We start from the raw sequence: 18,159 nt of genomic DNA, 5'->3' as shown, positions 1-18,159 counted from the left end.
GTCGTGAGACAGTTCGGTCCCTATCCGGCGCGGGCGTAGGATATCTGAGAGGAGCTGTCCTTAGTACGAGAGGACCGGGATGGACGGACCGCTGGTGTATCAGCTGCATCGCCAGATGCATAAGGCTGGGTAGCCACGTCCGGACGGGATAAACGCTGAAGGCATCTAAGCGTGAAGCCCCCCTCAAGATGAGATATCCCTGCTTCGGCAGTAAGACCCCTTGTAGAGTACGAGGTTAGATAGGCACAAGGTGTAAGCATGGTAACATGTTCAGCTGATGTGTACTAATAGGTCGAGGGCTTATCCTAAGGGTTGGTTTTTTGGTAATTCTGGAAGAGATAATTCAGTGTTCGGTTTTGAAGGTACAAAACCTTAAATAATATGGCCCGGTGGCTCAGCTGGTTAGAGCGCCGCCCTGTCACGGCGGAGGTCAGGGGTTCGAACCCCCTTCGGGTCGCTCAAACTAAATATTGTTTGAATAAAGAGAACGGGATCTTAGCTCAGCTGGGAGAGCATCTGCCTTACAAGCAGAGGGTCACAGGTTCGAGCCCTGTAGGTCCCATTTTTCTTCTTACACAATTCGTGTGTGTAAGCCGATGTGGCTCAATTGGCAGAGCAGCTGATTTGTAATCAGCAGGTTAACGGTTCGAGTCCGCTCATCGGCTCTATATGGATGGCTTCCCGAGTGGCCAAAGGGGACAGACTGTAAATCTGCTGCAAATTGCTTCGGTGGTTCGAATCCACCGCCATCCATTTGTGCAGAGCACTTAACGAGTGTACGAGTTTAGTGCGAGCCATGGGTGAACACTTAATGAGGTATTATCGAGTTTAGTGTGAATCCCAATTCAATACGATTCGTACGAGGTACGGATTTTTATAATGACGCGGGGTGGAGCAGTCTGGAAGCTCGTCGGGCTCATAACCCGAAGGTCATAGGTTCAAATCCTGTCCCCGCTACTACATGCCTAGATAGCTCAGTTGGTAGAGCAGAGGACTGAAAATCCTCGTGTCGTTGGTTCGATTCCGACTCTAGGCATCTTTTTTTATTAATCGAATATGCTTTATCTTGACTCAGTTGACTATATTGTTTACTGAGTTTTTTTACGTATTTCATTAGATTTTATTTTTTTTTCTTCTTTTTGTGCTAAGATAAATAATATTATTTTACGAGTTATATATAAAGTATTACAGTTATAGAAGTATTTTTCATCAAGGAGTTACATGTTTAAGCTTAACGAAAACGATAAGATAGCAATTAAGACTGTTCTCGATATAAAGGAATATAACGAAGAGAACTTTGATCCAAATATATTAGATCAATTAGAGAATGACCCTATGATTCTTTCTTTACTTAAAAAATATGGTAGTGAGCTTTTAGGTGATCAGAGGTATTTGCAATTGACAAAATTTATACAGCACGGTGATGTGACTGTTTATCAGCATTGTATTCATGTAGCGCTTTGCGCACTTAAGTTTGATGCAAGATTTAATACGGGAGCAGACCTTAGATCTCTTGTCAGAGGAGCTCTTTTACATGATTATTTCTTGTATGATTGGCATGATGGAAGTGCTCCGGGAAATATTCACCCCAAGTTACATGGATTCTATCATCCGGGTATAGCACTTAAGAATGCAGTAAAGGACTATAATCTCTCAAAGAGAGAGAAAGATATAATAAAAAAGCATATGTGGCCGCTTACAATTAATCCGCCCAGATGCAGAGAGGCATGGATAGTTTGTGTTGCGGACAAATATGCTTCTACACTTGAGACGCTCAAGTTGAAGAAGGGAATAATCGCAATCGACTATGCAGAATCTTTACAATAAGCTCATTGAGCTTTCAGAGAGCGGGCAGTATCCGTTTCACATGCCCGGACATAAAAGAAACATTGAGAGCACCCCGTTAAAGGGTGCTTTTCGTTGTGATATTACAGAAATTGATGACTTTGATAATCTTCATGATGAAGAGGGAATTATCCTTAAGGCTGAAGAACGCGCAAACAGGATATATGGCGCGTATAGGACGTACTTTTGTGTGAATGGAAGTACGGCAGGCGTGCTTGCAGCGGTTTCAGCGGCTGTAAAGAAGGGTGGAACAATTCTTGCCGCAAGGGGAAGTCATAAATCTTTTTATCATGCGGCATTTCTAAGAGAGCTTGATATCAAATATCTTCCCGATAAATCCGATGACGAACTTAAAATTCCGGGAACTTATACACAAGAGGATGTGGAAAACTTTCTTGATGAAAAGGTTGAAGCGGTGTTTATTACATCGCCCACATATGAAGGCAGATGCTCGGACATAAAAGGGATAGCACATGCGTGTCATAAGCGAGGAATCCCACTAATAGTGGATTCTGCTCACGGTGCGCATTTTGGATTCGGAAAAAAATATGATAAAGACGGAGAGTATGATTCCGTTCCTAAAAACACAATTAATCTTGGAGCGGACATAGTTATCCACAGTGTCCACAAAACTCTTCCGTCAATGACGCAGACTTCGCTTGTACATATTGCTGAGAATGAGGAGCTTTCTGATAAAGTTAAGAAGTATCTGAGAATATATCAGACAAGCAGCCCGTCATATGTTTTGATGGCTTCAATAGATCTTTGTATGCAGGAGATGGAAGAAAACGGAGATCGCTATATAGAAGCTCTTTTAGACTACAGAAACAGAATATCCTACAAGACAAGATCGCTTAAGAACATTGTAATACCGGGACGTGAGATGATAGACGATCCTGCCAAAGTTGTGATCTGTGATAGTAGTGGGACAATGACAGGAAAGCAGATATATGGTATACTTCGGGAGGAATATAATCTTCAACTTGAGATGGCGGGAGATAAAATTGCGCTTGCCATTTTGTCAGGATGGGATACGACTGAAGGTATCGACAGGCTTATAGAAGCAGTCTCGGAACTAGATGAAAAAATCCAGAAAACTAAGATAAATACCGGAACATCTGTAAATGATCCTATTTGCAAAAAAGGATTTACAGAATATCCCAATGTTATAATGAAATTGAGCGAAGCATGGGATAGACCTACTGATGAAACTCTGCTTAAAGAGGCAAAAGGAAAAGTGGCCGGAGATTTTATAAATCTTTATCCGCCCGGAATTCCGCTTATTGTGCCGGGAGAAGAGTTTTCAGAGGAACTTATTCAGGATATTTGCGGATATATTGAAGAAGACTTAAATGTTCAAGGCGTGATTTCTGAGCCCAGTGGGACGGGCTTTTACGTAAGAACAATAAAGTAATATACAAATGGCGAACTATTTTTTATAGCAAGAAAGGAATTACATGCGCAGAACCAAGATAATCTGTACAATCGGACCGGCAAGTGAGAATGAGGATAAGTTACGTGAGATAATGCTTGCAGGTATGAACGTTGCACGTTTTAATTTTTCTCACGGATCACATGAAGAGCACAAGAGAAAATATGACAGAATAAAGAAACTTCGTGAAGAACTCAATCTTCCTATAGCAGTTATGCTTGATACAAAGGGACCTGAGATAAGACTCAAAGATTTTGCCAATGGCAAAGAGGAGCTTGTTGCAGGCCAGAAGTTCACTCTGACTTCAAGGGAAGTTGCCGGAACTAAGGACGAAGTTTCAATTACATATAAAGAGCTTACATCCGATTGCAAAGAGGGAATGACAATCCTTCTTGATGACGGACTTATTGAGCTTAAGGTTGATGAAGTAACAAAAGAAGATATCATCTGTACCGTAGTAAACGGCGGACCTATATCCGATAAGAAGGGCGTAAATGTTCCCGGAGCAAAGCTTACAATGCCATATCTTAGTGAGCAGGACAGAGGTGATATCGAGTTTGGATGTGACCAGGGATTTGATTTTGTTGCAGCTTCTTTTGTCAGAACAAAAGAGGACGTTCTTGATGTCAGGAAAATCCTTGATGCAAAGAACAGCTGCATGAAGATAATTGCAAAGATTGAAAGTACACAGGGTATTAATAACCTTGAGGAAATTATTGATACAGCGGACGGAATCATGGTTGCAAGAGGAGACATGGGTGTAGAAGTTCCTTTTGAAGATGTTCCGGTTATCCAAAAAGAGATGATAAAGCTAGCGGAATCAAAGGGTAAATATGTTATCACAGCAACACAGATGCTTGATTCCATGATCCATCATCCAAGACCGACAAGAGCAGAAGTAACAGACGTTGCGAATGCTATATATGACGGAACAACAGCAATCATGCTTTCTGGCGAGACTGCTTCGGGAGATTATCCTGTAGAAGCGGTAAAGACAATGGCTAGAATCGCAGAGCGCACCGAGCAGGATATTGACTACGTCGGAAGACTTAAAAAGAGAGATTACGCTCCTTCCGATTCTACAACAGCTATTTCACATGCGACATGTAATATCGCGACTGAAGTCGGTGCAGACGCAATCCTTACTGTATCAATGTCTGGATTTACAGCTGCAATGGTATCAAGATATAAGCCAAGCTGCAGGATAATCGCATGCACAACTAAGCCTACGGTTTGCAGACAGACTAACCTCATGTGGGGAGTAACACCTCTTCACATCAGACAGGAAGATACAACGGACGAACTCTTTAAAGAAGCAATCAATTCTGCAAAGAACGCAGGACTTCTCAAGGAAGGCGATAAAGTAGTACTTACAGCGGGTGTACCTCTCGGAATACCCGGAAGAACCAATATGATACGTGTTGAGGAGCTCTGATGGGAAAAATATTTCTTTTAATGGGGAAAAGCTCGTCTGGAAAAGACACTATCTATCGTGAACTCATGAGAGAAAAAGATTTGGGACTTAAAAAAGTTGTCTCTTACACTACAAGACCCATGCGTGAGGGCGAAACAGACGGTGTTCAGTATCTTTTCAAGAATGAAGAAGAGTATAAGCAGCTTAAGGCAGATAACAAGATAATCGAAGAGCGCGCATACAACACCAAATGTGGCATTTGGAGATATTTTACGGCTGATGACGGACAGATCGACTTAAGTGACGGCGACTATCTGATAATCGGTACACTTGAGTCCTATTGCTACATAAGAGATTATTTTGGAAAAGAAAATGTGGTGCCTGTTTATATAGACACAAGCGCAAGAACAAGGCTTGAGCGCGCAATGCATCGCGAGGATGAGCAGGAAAATCCCAGATATGACGAGATGTGCAGAAGATTCCTTGCGGATGAAGAAGATTTTAGCGAAACAAAGCTGTCGGAAGCGAAGATAGAAAAACGTTTTGAGAACAATGCTGAGATTGACGACTGTATTAAGGAAATTACTGAATACATAGCGCAGAAAATACGATAAAATATATGTAGAAGCATAAGTGTGCCGGAACATTGAATCTATAGTAAGTGCGTCGGCATACCGGATTAAGAGGTGCGCGGCATGGATATCAAAGTAAACAATATCGGTCAGACAGCTCAGGTTACAGGGCCGGAACAGCCCAAAGAAGCAAATGGCGATTTTAAGTTTATGCTTACTTCCAAGCTCGAGGATACAGGGCTTGCGGAGAGGCTTAATCTTATGTTGCAGGATATTGTTCAACAGGGCGAGAGAATTGCGAAACGCAACGACATCAAAGACATGCAGCGTTACAGGATTCTTATTAAAGATTTTATGAATGAAGTAGTATCAAGGTCTCATGCTTTTTCACGTGAGAACTTTCTGGACAGAAAGGGACGCCATCGCGTGTACGGAATAATCAGGCAGGTTGATGACGAACTTGATGCTTTGGCAAAAGAACTTGTTAAAGATGAAAAAGACAACATAGGGATACTTGCAAAAATAGGTCAGATACAGGGGTTATTGCTGGACATATTTACTTAAAGAGGAGTGAAAATGGCGGATTTTTCCGAGATTATCGATCAGGGGCAGCTAAAAGAACACATGCAGAATGCTCTTTTGGCGGATAAAATATCTCATGCATACATAATATCCGGAGAAGTCGGCTCGGGAAAAGAATTTGTGGCAAGAATTTTTGCCAAGGCACTCCAGTGCGAGAACAGAGAAGAGCGGGACGGATACACGGAAGCGTGCAACACATGCCCATCCTGTGTAAAGGCACTAAGTGACAGCCATCCCGATATAATAACGATAACTCATGAGAAGCCGGGAAGTATAGGTGTTGACGACATCAGACAGAAACTACGCGATGATGTTGTCATAAAGCCATATGAGAGTAAGCATAAAGTGTACATCATCCCGGAAGGCGAAAAGATGACACCGGCAGCACAGAATGCGCTTCTTAAGACGCTTGAAGAGCCGCCGTCATATATAGTCATAATAATTCTTACAAGCAATATCAATGCTTTTCTGCAGACAATCATAAGCAGATGCATAGTACTGCCAATGAAGCCTGCTCAGGACGATTCTATCAAGAAATATCTTATGGAAGAGTGTCAGGTGGTGGATTATAAGGCGATGCTTTGTGCGTCTTTTGCGAGGGGAAATGTCGGAAAAGCGCTGGAACTTGCGTCAAATGAGCGTTTTGAAAACCTCAAAGATTCCACGATTGAGCTTATATCTAAGTTAGAGCGGCTTGAGATCCACGATATCATGGACAGGCTGCATACTCTGCTTGCGCCTTTGGAAGAAGACGCCAAGACAGCGAAAAAAGGAATCGACTCAAAGAACTTTGAAGACTTTATGGATATTCTCGTTTTTTTGTTCAGGGATATGCTTGTCTACAAGGCGACTGAGAATCCCGATCACTTGATTTTCACTGATAAGTTGTCGTATATTAGAAGTGTTACAGTTAACATTTCATATGAAAAACTGAACGAAATAATAAAAACAATGGATCAAGCGAGAAATCGCATAAACTCCAATGTTAATATAGATCTTGTACTTGAGCTTATGCTCATTGCAATTAAGGGGTACATTTATGACAAGAGTAATCGGCGTTAGATTCAGAACAGCCGGAAAGATATATTTCTTTTCACCGGGAAAGTATGTGATCAAAAAAGGCGATCACGTAATCGTAGAGACAGCCCGTGGAGTTGAGTACGGAACAGTAGTTGGAGAACCCAGAGAGGTGGAAGACAGCGAGGTTGTCAAGCCACTCAAATCGGTGCTTCGAACAGCAAGTACCAAAGACGACGAGCAGGAGAAGGCCAACAGGGAAAAAGAGAAAGAGGCATTCAAGATCTGTCTTGAGAAGATCAAGAAGCACAATCTTGAGATGAAGCTTATAGACGCTGAATATACCTTTGATAATAACAAGATTCTCTTTTACTTTACTGCGGACGGCAGAATAGATTTCAGAGAGCTGGTAAAAGATCTCGCGGCTGTATTTAAGACAAGGATTGAGCTCAGGCAGATCGGCGTAAGAGACGAGACCAAGATTATCGGTGGTTACGGTATTTGTGGAAGAACACTTTGTTGCCACACTTACCTTTCCGATTTCGTGCCCGTTTCGATCAAGATGGCCAAAGAGCAGAGCCTTTCCCTTAATCCGACCAAGATTTCCGGAGTTTGCGGAAGACTTATGTGCTGTCTTAAAAACGAAGAGGATGTTTACGAAGAGCTTAACCGCATGATGCCCGGAGTCGGTGACTTCTGCAAGACGAAGGACGGATACGAGGGTGAAGTTGCGAGCGTTAATATCCTTCGCCAGACGATAAAGCTCCTTGTCGATGTTGACGACGAGAAGGAAGTACACGATTATAAGCTTGATGAGATCGAGTACACCAAGAAGAGACAGAAGAAAAAGAATAATACAAAAGACAATCACCGTGATGATGAGGATGTCAAAGAGCTTGAGAAGCTTGAGCGCATAGAGAAACAGGAAGGAAAGTCAAAACTTGGGGACAATTAATCTTAAACCCGGAGAAAGACTGGATGATCTTCAAAGGAACGGCTATAGGATAATACAAGATCCCGAAAAATTTTGTTTTGGAATGGATGCGGTATTATTGTCGGGATTTGCGGATGCACCGGAAAATGGCAGAGTGCTTGACCTTGGAACCGGAACCGGAATAATACCGATATTGATGGCAGCCAAGACCAAGGCAAGTGAACTTATAGGATTGGAGATTCAACCTGAAAGCGCTGAGATGGCGGACAGAAGCGTTGAACTAAACGACCTCCGAGATCGGGTGAAAATAATTCAAGGCGATATTAAAGAGGCAGGTCAGATATTCGGAGCTGCTTCTTTTGATGTTGTGACAAGTAATCCGCCTTACATGATCGGCGGGCACGGACTGCAGAATCCGGACGGGCCGAAAGCGATTGCAAGACACGAAGTTCTGTGTGAGTTAAAAGATGTAGTGGCAGCGGCGGCAAAATGCCTTAAGCCCGGCGGAAAGTTCTACATGGTACACAGACCGTTCCGACTTGCGGAGATAATGGTCACAATGCATGAATATAAGCTGGAGCCAAAGAGAATGAGGATGGTTCATCCTTTTATCGACAAAGAGCCCGGCATGGTTCTCATTGAAGGAGTAAGGGGAGGAAAATCAAGGATAAAAGTTGAGAGTCCTCTCATAATCTACGAAGAACAGGGCAAATACACAAAGGAAATATTCGACATCTACGGATATTGATAAAAGCATCAAAAAGGAAATACGGATGAGCGGAACACTATATCTGTGTGCGACACCCATAGGAAATCTCGACGATATGACCTTCAGGGTTTTGGACACACTTAAGCAGGTAGATCTCATTGCGGCAGAGGATACGCGAAACAGCATTAAGCTTCTTAATCACTTCGATATCCACACTGAAATGACAAGCTATCACGAATACAATAAATATGACAAGGCGCAGTATCTTATTGAGCAGATGCAGCAGGGAAAAGATGTTGCTCTTATAACGGATGCAGGAACGCCCGCGATATCAGATCCGGGTGAAGTTCTTGTGGCTGAGTGTCATAAGGCCGGAGTGCCCGTAACTTCTCTTCCTGGACCGGCTGCATGTATAACTGCACTTACACTTTCGGGGCTGAGTACGAGAAGATTTTGTTTTGAAGGTTTTTTACCCGCATCGGATGATAAAAAAGCAAGAAAAAGAATTCTCGAAGATCTGAAAACCGAGAGCAGGACGATCATATTGTACGAAGCGCCTCATCACCTCAGGGCGGTTCTTGATGACCTTTATGAAACTCTCGGAGACAGAAGAGTGAGCATATGCAGAGAGCTTACAAAAAAGTTTGAAGAAGTTAACGTAACGACACTTGCACAGGCAATTGCTTTTTACAAAGAAAATGAACCCAGAGGTGAATACGTGCTTGTTCTTGAAGGGAAAAGCCTTGAGGAACAGGAAGAAGAAAAAAGGCAGAGCTGGAAAGAAATGAGCATCGAAGATCATATGAAATATTATGAAGATGAGGGATTTTCTCATAAAGATGCCATGAAAAAAGTTGCTGCGGACCGAGGAGTCGGAAAACGCGAGATATATCAAGCTCTTTTGGAAAACAACGAGAAGTAAGCCATAGCATTTTTCAGTCGAATTTGTTTTTTTTGTGCTAAATTCTTGTTAAAAGATAGACTTTGTAGTATAAAAGAAGTATCGGTCATAATTTGTTTTCTTTTCAAAAGATGATTGAAAAGAGAGTACAATTTATTACATAAGATCAAAAATAAAAGAAGAGAGGTCAAATCAGATGGCAGAGATTAATTTAAGTCAGTATGGTATCACAGGAACAACTGAGATAGTTCATAACCCTTCATATGAGTGCTTATATGAAGAAGAGTTAAAGCCTGAACTTACAGGTTATGAGAAAGGACAGGACACAGAACTTGGTGCTGTCAACGTTATGACAGGTATCTACACAGGACGTTCACCTAAAGATAAATATATCGTTATGGATGAGAATTCTAAGGACACTGTATGGTGGACAACAGAGGAGTATCCTAACGATAACCATCCTATGACAGAAGAGACATGGGCAAAGGTTAAGGAGATCGCAAAGAACGAGCTTTGCAACAAGAGACTTTTCGTTGTTGACGCATTCTGCGGAGCAAACAAAGATTCTCGTATGGCAGTTCGTTTCATCGTTGAGGTTGCTTGGCAGGCTCACTTCATTAAGAACATGTTCATTCAGCCTACAGATGCAGAGCTTGCAGATTTCAAGCCTGATTTCGTAGTATACAACGCTTCACTTGCAAAGGTTGAGGATTACAAGGCACTTGGACTTAACTCTGAGACATGTGTAGCATTCAATATCACAAGCCGTGAGCAGGTTATCATCAACACATGGTACGGCGGAGAGATGAAGAAGGGTATGTTCTCAATGATGAACTACTACCTTCCTCTTAAGGGCATGGCTTCTATGCACTGCTCAGCTAACACAGATATGGACGGAAAGAACACAGCAATCTTCTTTGGTCTTTCTGGAACAGGTAAGACAACACTTTCAACAGATCCTAAGAGACTCCTCATCGGTGATGACGAGCACGGCTGGGATGACAACGGTGTATTCAACTTCGAAGGTGGTTGCTACGCTAAGGTTATCGGCCTTGACAAAGAGTCTGAGCCTGATATCTACAACGCTATCAAGAGAGATGCTCTTCTTGAGAACGTTACAGTTGCAGCAGACGGAAAGATCGATTTCGAAGATAAGAGCGTAACAGAGAATACTCGTGTATCTTATCCTATCAACCACATCGACAACATCGTACAGAAGGTTAACAAGATCTCTGCAGGTCCTGATGCGAAGAACGTTATCTTCCTTTCAGCTGACGCTTTCGGAGTACTTCCTCCTGTATCAATCCTTACACCTGAGCAGACTCAGTACTACTTCCTTTCAGGTTTCACAGCTAAGCTTGCAGGAACAGAGAGAGGAATCACAGAGCCTACACCTACATTCTCAGCTTGCTTCGGACAGGCATTCCTTGAGCTTCATCCTACAAAGTACGCTCAGGAGCTCGTTAAGAAGATGCAGAAGAGCGGAGCTAAGGCTTACCTCGTAAACACAGGATGGAACGGAACAGGTAAGAGAATTTCTATTAAGGATACTCGTGGAATCATCGATGCAATCCTTAACGGTGATGTAAACAAGGCTGAGACAAAGAAGATCCCGATCTTCGATTTCGAAGTTCCTACATCACTTCCCGGAGTTGATCCTGCAATCCTTGATCCCAGAGATACATACGCTGATGCTTCTGAGTGGGAAGCAAAGGCTAAGGATCTTGCACAGAGATTCAACAAGAACTTCAAGAAGTACGAAGGAAACGCAGACGGCAAGGCACTTGTTGCTGCAGGCCCTCAGCTTTAATTAGAAATTAAGTCTTGGACTTATGATAAAAGGCGTCGAGAGAATATCTCGGCGCCTTTTGTAATATAGCATGATATAAAAAAGAGCTATGGTTTATGAAGTGATTTATCATTCATAACCATAGCTCAATATTTTTACTTTTAATTCTTAGCTGTTCTTTTTCTCGTGCTCAAGAGAAGCCTTGATAAATCCTGAGAAAAGAGGATGTGGTCTGTTGGGACGAGACTTAAGTTCCGGATGAGCCTGAGTAGCAATGTGGAAATCGTTTTCGGGAAGCTCGATCATCTCAACGATACGTCCGTCGGGAGACAAGCCGCAAAGCTTCATTCCGTTGCTTACAAGAACGCTTCTGTAATCGTTGTTTACTTCATATCTGTGACGATGACGCTCTGTAATATTCTCTGAACCAAAGAGCTTATATGCCATTGAGTCCTTATCAAGAACGCAAGGATATGAACCGAGACGAAGTGTTCCTCCGATATCCTCAACACCGTTCTGGTCGGGAAGAAGTGCAATCATAGGATGTGTTGTATTGGGCTCAAACTCAATTGAATGAGCATCATTATATCCGATAACATTTCTTGCAAACTCAATGATGGCAAGCTGCATTCCAAGGCAAAGACCAAGGAAAGGAATGTTGTTCTCACGGGCGAACTTGATAGAGTGGATCATACCTTCGATACCACGGTCTCCAAATCCACCGGGAACGATGATACCGTCAACATCTGAAAGAATGGAAGCAACATTATCTTCCGTAACTTCTTCAGAATCAACCCATTTGATATCTACGGCTGTATGATTTGAGATACCGCCGTGTTTAAGAGCTTCAACAACACTTATATATGCATCGTGGAGCTGAGTATATTTGCCGACAAGAGCAATCTTAACTTCATGGCTGAGAGAGTAAAGAGTATCAACCATTGCCTTCCAGTCTGTAAGATCGGGCTCGGGACAATCAAGGTTGAGACATTCACATGCAACGTGAGCCAGGTGCTCTTTTTCCATAGCAAGCGGAGCTTCATAAAGGTACTCAAGGTCAAGGTTCTGAAGAACGTGATTGCTTGGTACGTTACAGAAGAGCGCAATCTTGTCCTTAGTATCCTGATCGAGTGAAACCTCTGAACGACATACGATAACATCGGGCTGAAGTCCCATTCCCTGCATAGTCTTAACAGCAGACTGTGTGGGCTTTGTCTTGATTTCCTGAGAAACACGAAGGTAAGGGATAAGAGAAACAAGAATAAGCATAGCGTTCTCGTGTCCTACCTCATGCTGGAACTGTCTGATTGCTTCAAGGAATGGCTGGCTTTCGATATCTCCGACTGTTCCGCCTACTTCGATGATAGCGATATGAGTTTCCTCATCAGTAAAGTTCCTGTAGAACTTACTCTTAATCTCATTTGTGATATGAGGGATAACCTGTACGGTACGTCCGCCGTAGTCTCCGCGACGTTCTTTCTGAAGAACGGACCAGTAGATCTTACCGGTTGTAACATTGGAATTTTTATCAAGATTCTCGTCAATAAATCTTTCATAGTGACCAAGGTCAAGGTCAGTCTCAGTGCCGTCCTCGGTAACAAAAACTTCACCGTGCTGAACGGGGTTCATTGTTCCCGGGTCGATATTGATGTATGGATCGAACTTCTGCATTGTAACCTTGTAGCCGCGCGCCTTCAACAATCTTCCGAGTGAAGCAGCGGTGATTCCCTTGCCGAGTCCGGATACGACACCACCTGTCACAAAAATATACTTTACTGCCATTTTAAATATTCCTCCTGATCTTTTGACGAGATAAAAATTTTAATAACAAAACAAGTTATTATTATATAATTTCGCCGGAGTAAAATCTATACATAAGTGGAAATAATTTAATAAAACTTTCAGAATCAACAATTGAAATAATAAATTGTACACTATATAATGGTTAAATGTGAGGGCAAAAGCCCACATGCTGTCGACTTTTCAGAAAATAGTGTCGACTGAAACATTATTACTACAATAGTATAGCATATAGATATAAGGAATAAATAGAATGGATAACAATCAAAATCAGAGAAATAACAACCCCATGGGGGGCGGTGGATCCAATTCACCAAGAAGACAAAATATTATTTTGTTACTTGTTGCAGCACTTATTACAATGGTCTGCATGACATATTTTCTCAGAGCATTTTCTTCAGAGACCAACAAAGAGATATCTTACACTGAGTTTATCAGCATGGTCAATGAGGGAAAAGTTGAGAAAATAGTTATCGAGTACGACAGGATAAACATTTATCCCAAGGAAGAGGAAAACAAGGATCAGAACAGCCTTAGATATGCATATTGGGCAGGTGTGGACCAGATTACTTACTTTACAGGTAAAGCGGAAGATGACAGCGACCTTACAAAGAGAATGCTTGATGCGGGAGTTGAAGTCAGCAGCGAAGTTCCCGATAATGCGGGACTTATCGTTTCGTTCATTCTTCAGTATGTTGCACCTGTACTTATATTCTGGCTCATTCTTTCAGTGATCTTCAGAAGAATGGGAAGAGGCGGCGGCCCTCTCGGTGTAGGTAAGAGCAATGCCAAGGTCTACGTTCAGAAAGAAACCGGCGTGACGTTTAAGGATGTTGCAGGTGAGGATGAGGCAAAAGAGTCACTTGTGGAAGTCGTTGATTTCCTTCATAATCCGTCAAAGTACGCCAAGATTGGAGCTAAGCTTCCAAAGGGAGCACTTCTTGTGGGACCTCCCGGAACAGGTAAAACACTTCTTGCCAAGGCAGTTGCGGGCGAGGCACACGTTCCTTTTTACTCACTTGCAGGTTCAGACTTCATCGAGCTCTATGTCGGTGTCGGTGCAAGCCGTGTAAGAGATCTTTTCAGCGAGGCAAGCAAAAATGCGCCTTGTATCATTTTCATAGATGAGATCGATGCCATCGGAAGAAGCCGTGACAATAAGTACGGCGGTGGAAATGAAGAGAGAGAGCAGACACTTAACCAGCTCCTTTCTGAGATGGACGGATTCGATTCATCAAAGGGTGTACTTATCCTCGGAGCAACAAACAGACCCGAGATCCTTGATAAAGCTCTTTTAAGACCCGGTCGTTTCGACAGAAGAATCATCGTTGATAAACCCGATCTTAAGGGAAGAGAAGAAATCCTTAAGGTTCATTCCAAGGACGTTAAGATGGATGAGACCGTTGATCTTAAGGAACTTGCTCTTGCAACGGGCGGAGCGGTAGGATCCGATCTTGCCAACATGATCAATGAGGCTGCCATCAATGCGGTTAAGGCAGGAAGAGAATTTGTATGCCAGAAAGACCTTATGGAAGCTTTTGAACAGGTTATCGCAGGAAAAGAGAAGAAGGATTCAATCCTCAGCAAAGAAGAGCGTAAGCTTGTAAGCTACCATGAAGTTGGTCATGCTCTTGTGAGCGCTATTCTTTCAAATACAGAGCCTGTACAGAAGATTACCATAGTTCCCAGAACAAAGGGCTCACTTGGATATGTTCTCCGTCTTCCTGAGGATGAGAACCATTTAAGAACAAAAGATGAACTCATGGAGCAGCTCATTGTTTCGCTCGGCGGACGTGCGGCTGAGGAGCTTATATTTAATACTGTAACAACAGGTGCCATGCAGGATATCGAGGATGCAACTGCTACTGCAAGGAATATGATCACACTTTACGGTATGAGTGACAGATTCGGACTTATGCAGCTTGAATCCATCCAGAACAGATATCTTGACGGAAACAGAGTCCTTCAGTGCAGTGATGAGACTGCAACACTTATTGATGAGGAAGTTAAGGCACTTCTTGCAGAATGTTATGAGAAGTCCAAGAAGATCCTCAGCGAGCACCTTAATACGATCGACAAGATAGCTGAGTTCCTTATTGAGAAAGAGACAATAACAGGAAAAGAATTCATGAAGATATACAGGGAAGTTGAAGGCATCCCTGAACCCACAGAGGAAGAGGCAGAGGAGTCAAAGAAAAAGCGTATCTACGCTGTAAGACCTGAATCTGCCAAGATCGGCGAGAATATTCCTTTGAGGGAAAACAAGAAAAAAGACAATGATTCCGAGGCTTCAAAAGAAGCAGAGAAGGCTGAAGCTCCCAAGGAAACAGAGGAGCAGATTGCACCTGCAACTGAAGAAAAGACTGAGGAAAAGAGCGTAACAGCATCCGAAGAGAATGCTTCAGGCGGAAGATTTTCACACGTTCCGGATAATTTTGACAATAAGTAAATAATAATTCCCCCCGCTTTTTGGTTTTGCGCCTGTATAACGGCAAAAATGCAGATGGCGGGGGTTTTTGCATTAACGGATTGTCGTATTATCATCGGTATATTATAATGTTAATGCGCTGTAGTCAGTGCTGTGATTACGAAATGGCGATTTTTCGCGGTAATACAGACACAGAGAACATAAGGTAGATCAGGAATGAATTATAAGATTTGTATAAGTACGGATAAAGGAATTGTCAAACAGGTCAATCAGGACGCCACGATGGTGAAGGTTGCCAGTACTTCCGCATACGGAAGGATAGTGATGGGAGTTTTGTGTGACGGAATGGGTGGACTTTCCCACGGAGAAGTTGCAAGTGCGACAGCAATCGAAGGCTTTGCACATTGGTTTGTTACGGACCTTCCGAGGGCACTTACGAGAGAAAACTCGACAGAGCGCCTTGATACGGTGGAGAAGCCGGATATAATGACAGAAGTTGAGCGCCACTGGATGTCGCTTGTAAGAGATATCAACATCAATATATTAAGATACGGCGATGAGAACAGATGCAGACTCGGAACCACAATAGTTGCATTTATAGAAGTTGCCGGTGACTATCTTATCATGAATGTCGGAGACTCAAGAGTTTACAGCGTTGAATCAAATAAGATGACTCTTTTGACACATGATCAGAGTGTAGTGCAGGATATGATGGACAAGGGCCTTATGACTGAGGAAGAGGCAGAGAAGAGCCCGCAGAAGAGTATTCTTTTGCAGTGCGTAGGTGCGTCGGATATAGTTGTGCCTCAGTTCGTACGAGGCAGGGTTAACCCCGGTACATCGATACTTATGTGCTCGGATGGATTCTGGAGGAAACTTTCCGAAGGAGAAATAATTAGTAAATTCACGAAGAGCAGAGCTTTATCTGAGGAAGAAATGAAGAAGGAACTGGACAATATGGTTGATCTTTTGAAGGAAAGAGGCGAGACAGATAACATTTCCGCAATCCATATTGCCATAGATTAAGGGAAACATATGTTAGAAATTGGAAGCATTGTCGGCGGCAAGTATAAAGTACTGAATATTATTGGTCAGGGTGGTATGAGTACCGTTTACCTGGCTATGAATGAGCGTGCGAACAAGCAGTGGGCAATTAAAGAGGTCAGAAAAGACGCAGTTACCAACTACCGCGTTGTGCGTCAGAGCCTAATTACAGAGACCGATCTGTTAAAAGAGCTCTCACATCCCTATCTTCCCAGTATAGTGGATGTCATAGACGAGGACGGAAGATTCCTCATCGTAATGGATTACATTGAAGGAAACACCTTGGAGAAAGCGCTTAGGCTCCTTGGACCTCAGCCGCAGGAATATGTAATTGAGTGGGGCATACAGCTGTGTGATGTGCTTGGATACCTTCACACCAGAAAGCCGCCTATCATATATAGAGATTTAAAGCCCGGAAATATCATGCTCCGTCCAAACGGAACAATTACACTTATTGATTTCGGAACAGCGAGAGAATATAAGGAAGCCAATACGGGAGATACATCATACCTAGGAACAAGAGGATATGCAGCTCCCGAACAGTTCGGCGGAATGGGACAGACTGATGCAAGGACGGATATCTATTGTCTGGGAACGACAATGTATCATCTTGTAACGGGACACAATCCCGGAGAGCCTCCGTTTGAGCTGTATCCTATAAGATACTGGAATCCGCAGCTTTCACCCGGACTTGAGTATATTATCGCGAAATGTGTTCAGAATAATCCTGATGACAGATATAACTCCTGTGCGGAGGTTATGTACGATCTCCAGAATTACAAGGAGCTCGACAGAGGATACAAGAAGACAGCAAAGATCAGTATTGCGCTTTTTGCCGCAGTAGTAGCACTTTTCGTCGTATTCCTTTCATCTGCGGTGTCATTCAAGGTTAAGGCCAATACGATACAGAAAGAGAATTACACGCATTACATAACAGAAGCAAAAGGTGCTGCAGATAACCTTACATCCGTTGAGATGTATGCGAAGGCCATAGCGATGCAGCCTGAAAATAAGGATGCGTATATAGATCTTTTGGATAACTTCTTCCTTATCGATGATAACTTCTCTGAGGAAGAAGATAAGCAGTTAAGGTCTATACTCATTACTCCCACAAAAGAGGGAACCGTTGAAGAAGCTCTTGCGAAGAATAAAGATGCTTATGCGGAGATAGCTTACAAGCTTGGAATAGCATATTATTATTGTTATAAGGAAGAAGGCAATAAGCAGATGGCAATCAAGTGGCTTGAGATTGCTGCAGAAAACAATAAGCTATCAACTGCGCAGCAGGAAAGAGCGAAGCGTCTCGGAAAGATTGCCGGTTATTACAACGTGATAGGTAATTCAACTAAGAACGGCGATAAAGTGGTTAGTTACAAAGAGTTCTGGGGTGACCTTGTAGCGATAGCAGACGGCGATATCGCAGCTGTTGATAACGAAACAACGGCGCTTATCATCTATAAGGAGATAGCAAGCCAGGTATATAACAATGCGGATAAGTTTTTGAAAGACGGAGTAACATATGAGGAAATTAATGATGAGATAACCCTCTTACTCAGAAGCATTGATTATATTGTCAGCAACTACGAGCTTACAGACAGAACCAGAGAACTTGTCAGCGAAGACCAGAGAAATTTAGCGCTTGCAAAGGATGCGCTTGAAACCGCCGCAGGCAAAAAGAAGAATGGATAAAAG

The 18,159-nt window shown here is 42.8% G+C and carries 14 protein-coding genes, 6 tRNA genes and 1 rRNA gene; 20 read left to right on the top strand and 1 reads right to left on the bottom strand.

Annotated features, from left to right (window positions below):
• The 17 genes from DL92_RS0113320 to pckA form a co-directional block, all read left to right on the top strand.
• Positions 1-308 (top strand): 23S ribosomal RNA (locus tag DL92_RS0113320); the annotation flags it as partial.
• Between the two features lie 75 nt (positions 309-383).
• Positions 384-457, top strand: a tRNA-Asp gene (locus DL92_RS0113315).
• Between the two features lie 32 nt (positions 458-489).
• Positions 490-562, top strand: a tRNA-Val gene (locus DL92_RS0113310).
• A 30-nt stretch (positions 563-592) separates the two neighbouring features.
• Positions 593-665 (top strand) — tRNA-Thr (locus DL92_RS0113305).
• Between the two features lie 6 nt (positions 666-671).
• Positions 672-753 (top strand) — tRNA-Tyr (locus DL92_RS0113300).
• 130 nt (positions 754-883) lie between these two features.
• Positions 884-957: transfer RNA gene (locus tag DL92_RS0113295), tRNA-Met, on the top strand.
• A gap of 6 nt (positions 958-963) precedes the next feature.
• Positions 964-1,036 (top strand) — tRNA-Phe (locus DL92_RS0113290).
• 185 nt (positions 1,037-1,221) lie between these two features.
• Complete coding sequence (locus tag DL92_RS0113285) at positions 1,222-1,827, top strand: HD domain-containing protein (RefSeq protein WP_026656209.1); 606 nt, start codon at positions 1,222-1,224, stop codon at positions 1,825-1,827.
• Positions 1,808-3,259: an aminotransferase class I/II-fold pyridoxal phosphate-dependent enzyme gene (locus tag DL92_RS0113280; RefSeq protein ID WP_026667994.1), complete on the top strand. Its 1,452-nt coding sequence runs from the start codon at positions 1,808-1,810 to the stop codon at positions 3,257-3,259. The genes DL92_RS0113285 and DL92_RS0113280 overlap by 20 nt, the downstream gene beginning before the upstream one ends.
• Before the next feature lie 43 nt (positions 3,260-3,302).
• Positions 3,303-4,712 (top strand): pyruvate kinase, encoded by a 1,410-nt coding sequence (pyk, locus tag DL92_RS0113275; RefSeq protein ID WP_026656208.1) that lies wholly within the window; start codon positions 3,303-3,305, stop codon positions 4,710-4,712.
• Positions 4,712-5,305 carry a nucleoside/nucleotide kinase family protein gene (locus tag DL92_RS0113270; RefSeq protein ID WP_026656207.1) on the top strand — a complete coding sequence of 198 codons (594 nt, stop codon included), beginning with the start codon at positions 4,712-4,714 and terminating at the stop codon, positions 5,303-5,305. Before pyk ends, DL92_RS0113270 begins: the two co-directional genes overlap by 1 nt.
• 81 nt (positions 5,306-5,386) lie before the next feature.
• Entirely contained in the window at positions 5,387-5,827 is a 441-nt protein-coding gene (locus DL92_RS0113265; RefSeq protein WP_026656205.1) for a YaaR family protein, read from the top strand.
• A 12-nt stretch (positions 5,828-5,839) separates the two neighbouring features.
• Positions 5,840-6,907: a DNA polymerase III subunit gene (locus DL92_RS0113260; RefSeq protein ID WP_026656203.1), complete on the top strand. Its 1,068-nt coding sequence runs from the start codon at positions 5,840-5,842 to the stop codon at positions 6,905-6,907.
• On the top strand, positions 6,885-7,817 hold the full coding sequence (locus DL92_RS0113255; protein ID WP_026656201.1) for a PSP1 domain-containing protein: 933 nt from the start codon (positions 6,885-6,887) through the stop codon (positions 7,815-7,817). Before DL92_RS0113260 ends, DL92_RS0113255 begins: the two co-directional genes overlap by 23 nt.
• Positions 7,804-8,544, top strand: coding sequence for a tRNA1(Val) (adenine(37)-N6)-methyltransferase (locus DL92_RS0113250; protein WP_026656199.1), 741 nt, complete (start codon positions 7,804-7,806; stop codon positions 8,542-8,544). Before DL92_RS0113255 ends, DL92_RS0113250 begins: the two co-directional genes overlap by 14 nt.
• 25 nt (positions 8,545-8,569) lie before the next feature.
• A complete protein-coding gene (gene rsmI / locus DL92_RS0113245) occupies positions 8,570-9,427 on the top strand; it encodes a 16S rRNA (cytidine(1402)-2'-O)-methyltransferase (RefSeq protein WP_026667993.1) in 858 nt (285 codons plus the stop codon).
• A gap of 175 nt (positions 9,428-9,602) precedes the next feature.
• Positions 9,603-11,216, top strand: a complete 1,614-nt coding sequence (gene pckA / locus DL92_RS0113240) for a phosphoenolpyruvate carboxykinase (ATP) (RefSeq protein WP_026656196.1) — start codon at positions 9,603-9,605, stop codon at positions 11,214-11,216.
• 147 nt (positions 11,217-11,363) lie between these two features.
• Here the strand turns inward: pckA and DL92_RS0113235 are convergent, their stop codons facing one another.
• On the bottom strand, positions 11,364-12,977 hold the full coding sequence (locus DL92_RS0113235; protein ID WP_026667992.1) for a CTP synthase: 1,614 nt from the start codon (positions 12,975-12,977) through the stop codon (positions 11,364-11,366).
• A 271-nt stretch (positions 12,978-13,248) separates the two neighbouring features.
• Here DL92_RS0113235 and ftsH point away from each other — a divergent pair, with 271 nt between their 5' ends.
• From ftsH to DL92_RS0113220, 3 genes are all read left to right on the top strand, one after another.
• A complete protein-coding gene (gene ftsH, locus DL92_RS0113230; protein ID WP_026656194.1) occupies positions 13,249-15,444 on the top strand; it encodes an ATP-dependent zinc metalloprotease FtsH in 2,196 nt (731 codons plus the stop codon).
• A gap of 195 nt (positions 15,445-15,639) precedes the next feature.
• Positions 15,640-16,449 (top strand): PP2C family protein-serine/threonine phosphatase, encoded by an 810-nt coding sequence (locus DL92_RS0113225; RefSeq protein WP_026656193.1) that lies wholly within the window; start codon positions 15,640-15,642, stop codon positions 16,447-16,449.
• 9 nt (positions 16,450-16,458) lie between these two features.
• A complete protein-coding gene (locus DL92_RS0113220) occupies positions 16,459-18,156 on the top strand; it encodes a serine/threonine protein kinase (RefSeq protein WP_026656192.1) in 1,698 nt (565 codons plus the stop codon).
• Positions 18,157-18,159: the final 3 nt, after the last annotated feature.

The sequence above is a fragment of the Butyrivibrio sp. AE2005 genome (genome assembly GCF_000686965.1).
GTDB lineage: Bacteria > Bacillota > Clostridia > Lachnospirales > Lachnospiraceae > Butyrivibrio > Butyrivibrio hungatei_A.
This window is presented reverse-complemented; position numbering and strand designations above follow the sequence as displayed.

Bases quoted from the DNA above. Each gene is read 5' to 3' on its own strand.
- DL92_RS0113285 (WP_026656209.1), top strand. From the start codon at position 1,222: ATGTTTAAGCTTAACGAAAACGATAAGATAGCAATTAAGACTGTTCTC.
- DL92_RS0113280 (WP_026667994.1), top strand. From the start codon at position 1,808: ATGCAGAATCTTTACAATAAGCTCATTGAGCTTTCAGAGAGCGGGCAG.
- pyk (WP_026656208.1), top strand. From the start codon at position 3,303: ATGCGCAGAACCAAGATAATCTGTACAATCGGACCGGCAAGTGAGAAT.
- DL92_RS0113270 (WP_026656207.1), top strand. From the start codon at position 4,712: ATGGGAAAAATATTTCTTTTAATGGGGAAAAGCTCGTCTGGAAAAGAC.
- DL92_RS0113265 (WP_026656205.1), top strand. From the start codon at position 5,387: ATGGATATCAAAGTAAACAATATCGGTCAGACAGCTCAGGTTACAGGG.
- DL92_RS0113260 (WP_026656203.1), top strand. From the start codon at position 5,840: ATGGCGGATTTTTCCGAGATTATCGATCAGGGGCAGCTAAAAGAACAC.
- DL92_RS0113255 (WP_026656201.1), top strand. From the start codon at position 6,885: ATGACAAGAGTAATCGGCGTTAGATTCAGAACAGCCGGAAAGATATAT.
- rsmI (WP_026667993.1), top strand. From the start codon at position 8,570: ATGAGCGGAACACTATATCTGTGTGCGACACCCATAGGAAATCTCGAC.
- pckA (WP_026656196.1), top strand. From the start codon at position 9,603: ATGGCAGAGATTAATTTAAGTCAGTATGGTATCACAGGAACAACTGAG.
- DL92_RS0113235 (WP_026667992.1), bottom strand. From the start codon at position 12,977: ATGGCAGTAAAGTATATTTTTGTGACAGGTGGTGTCGTATCCGGACTC.
- ftsH (WP_026656194.1), top strand. From the start codon at position 13,249: ATGGATAACAATCAAAATCAGAGAAATAACAACCCCATGGGGGGCGGT.
- DL92_RS0113225 (WP_026656193.1), top strand. From the start codon at position 15,640: ATGAATTATAAGATTTGTATAAGTACGGATAAAGGAATTGTCAAACAG.
- DL92_RS0113220 (WP_026656192.1), top strand. From the start codon at position 16,459: ATGTTAGAAATTGGAAGCATTGTCGGCGGCAAGTATAAAGTACTGAAT.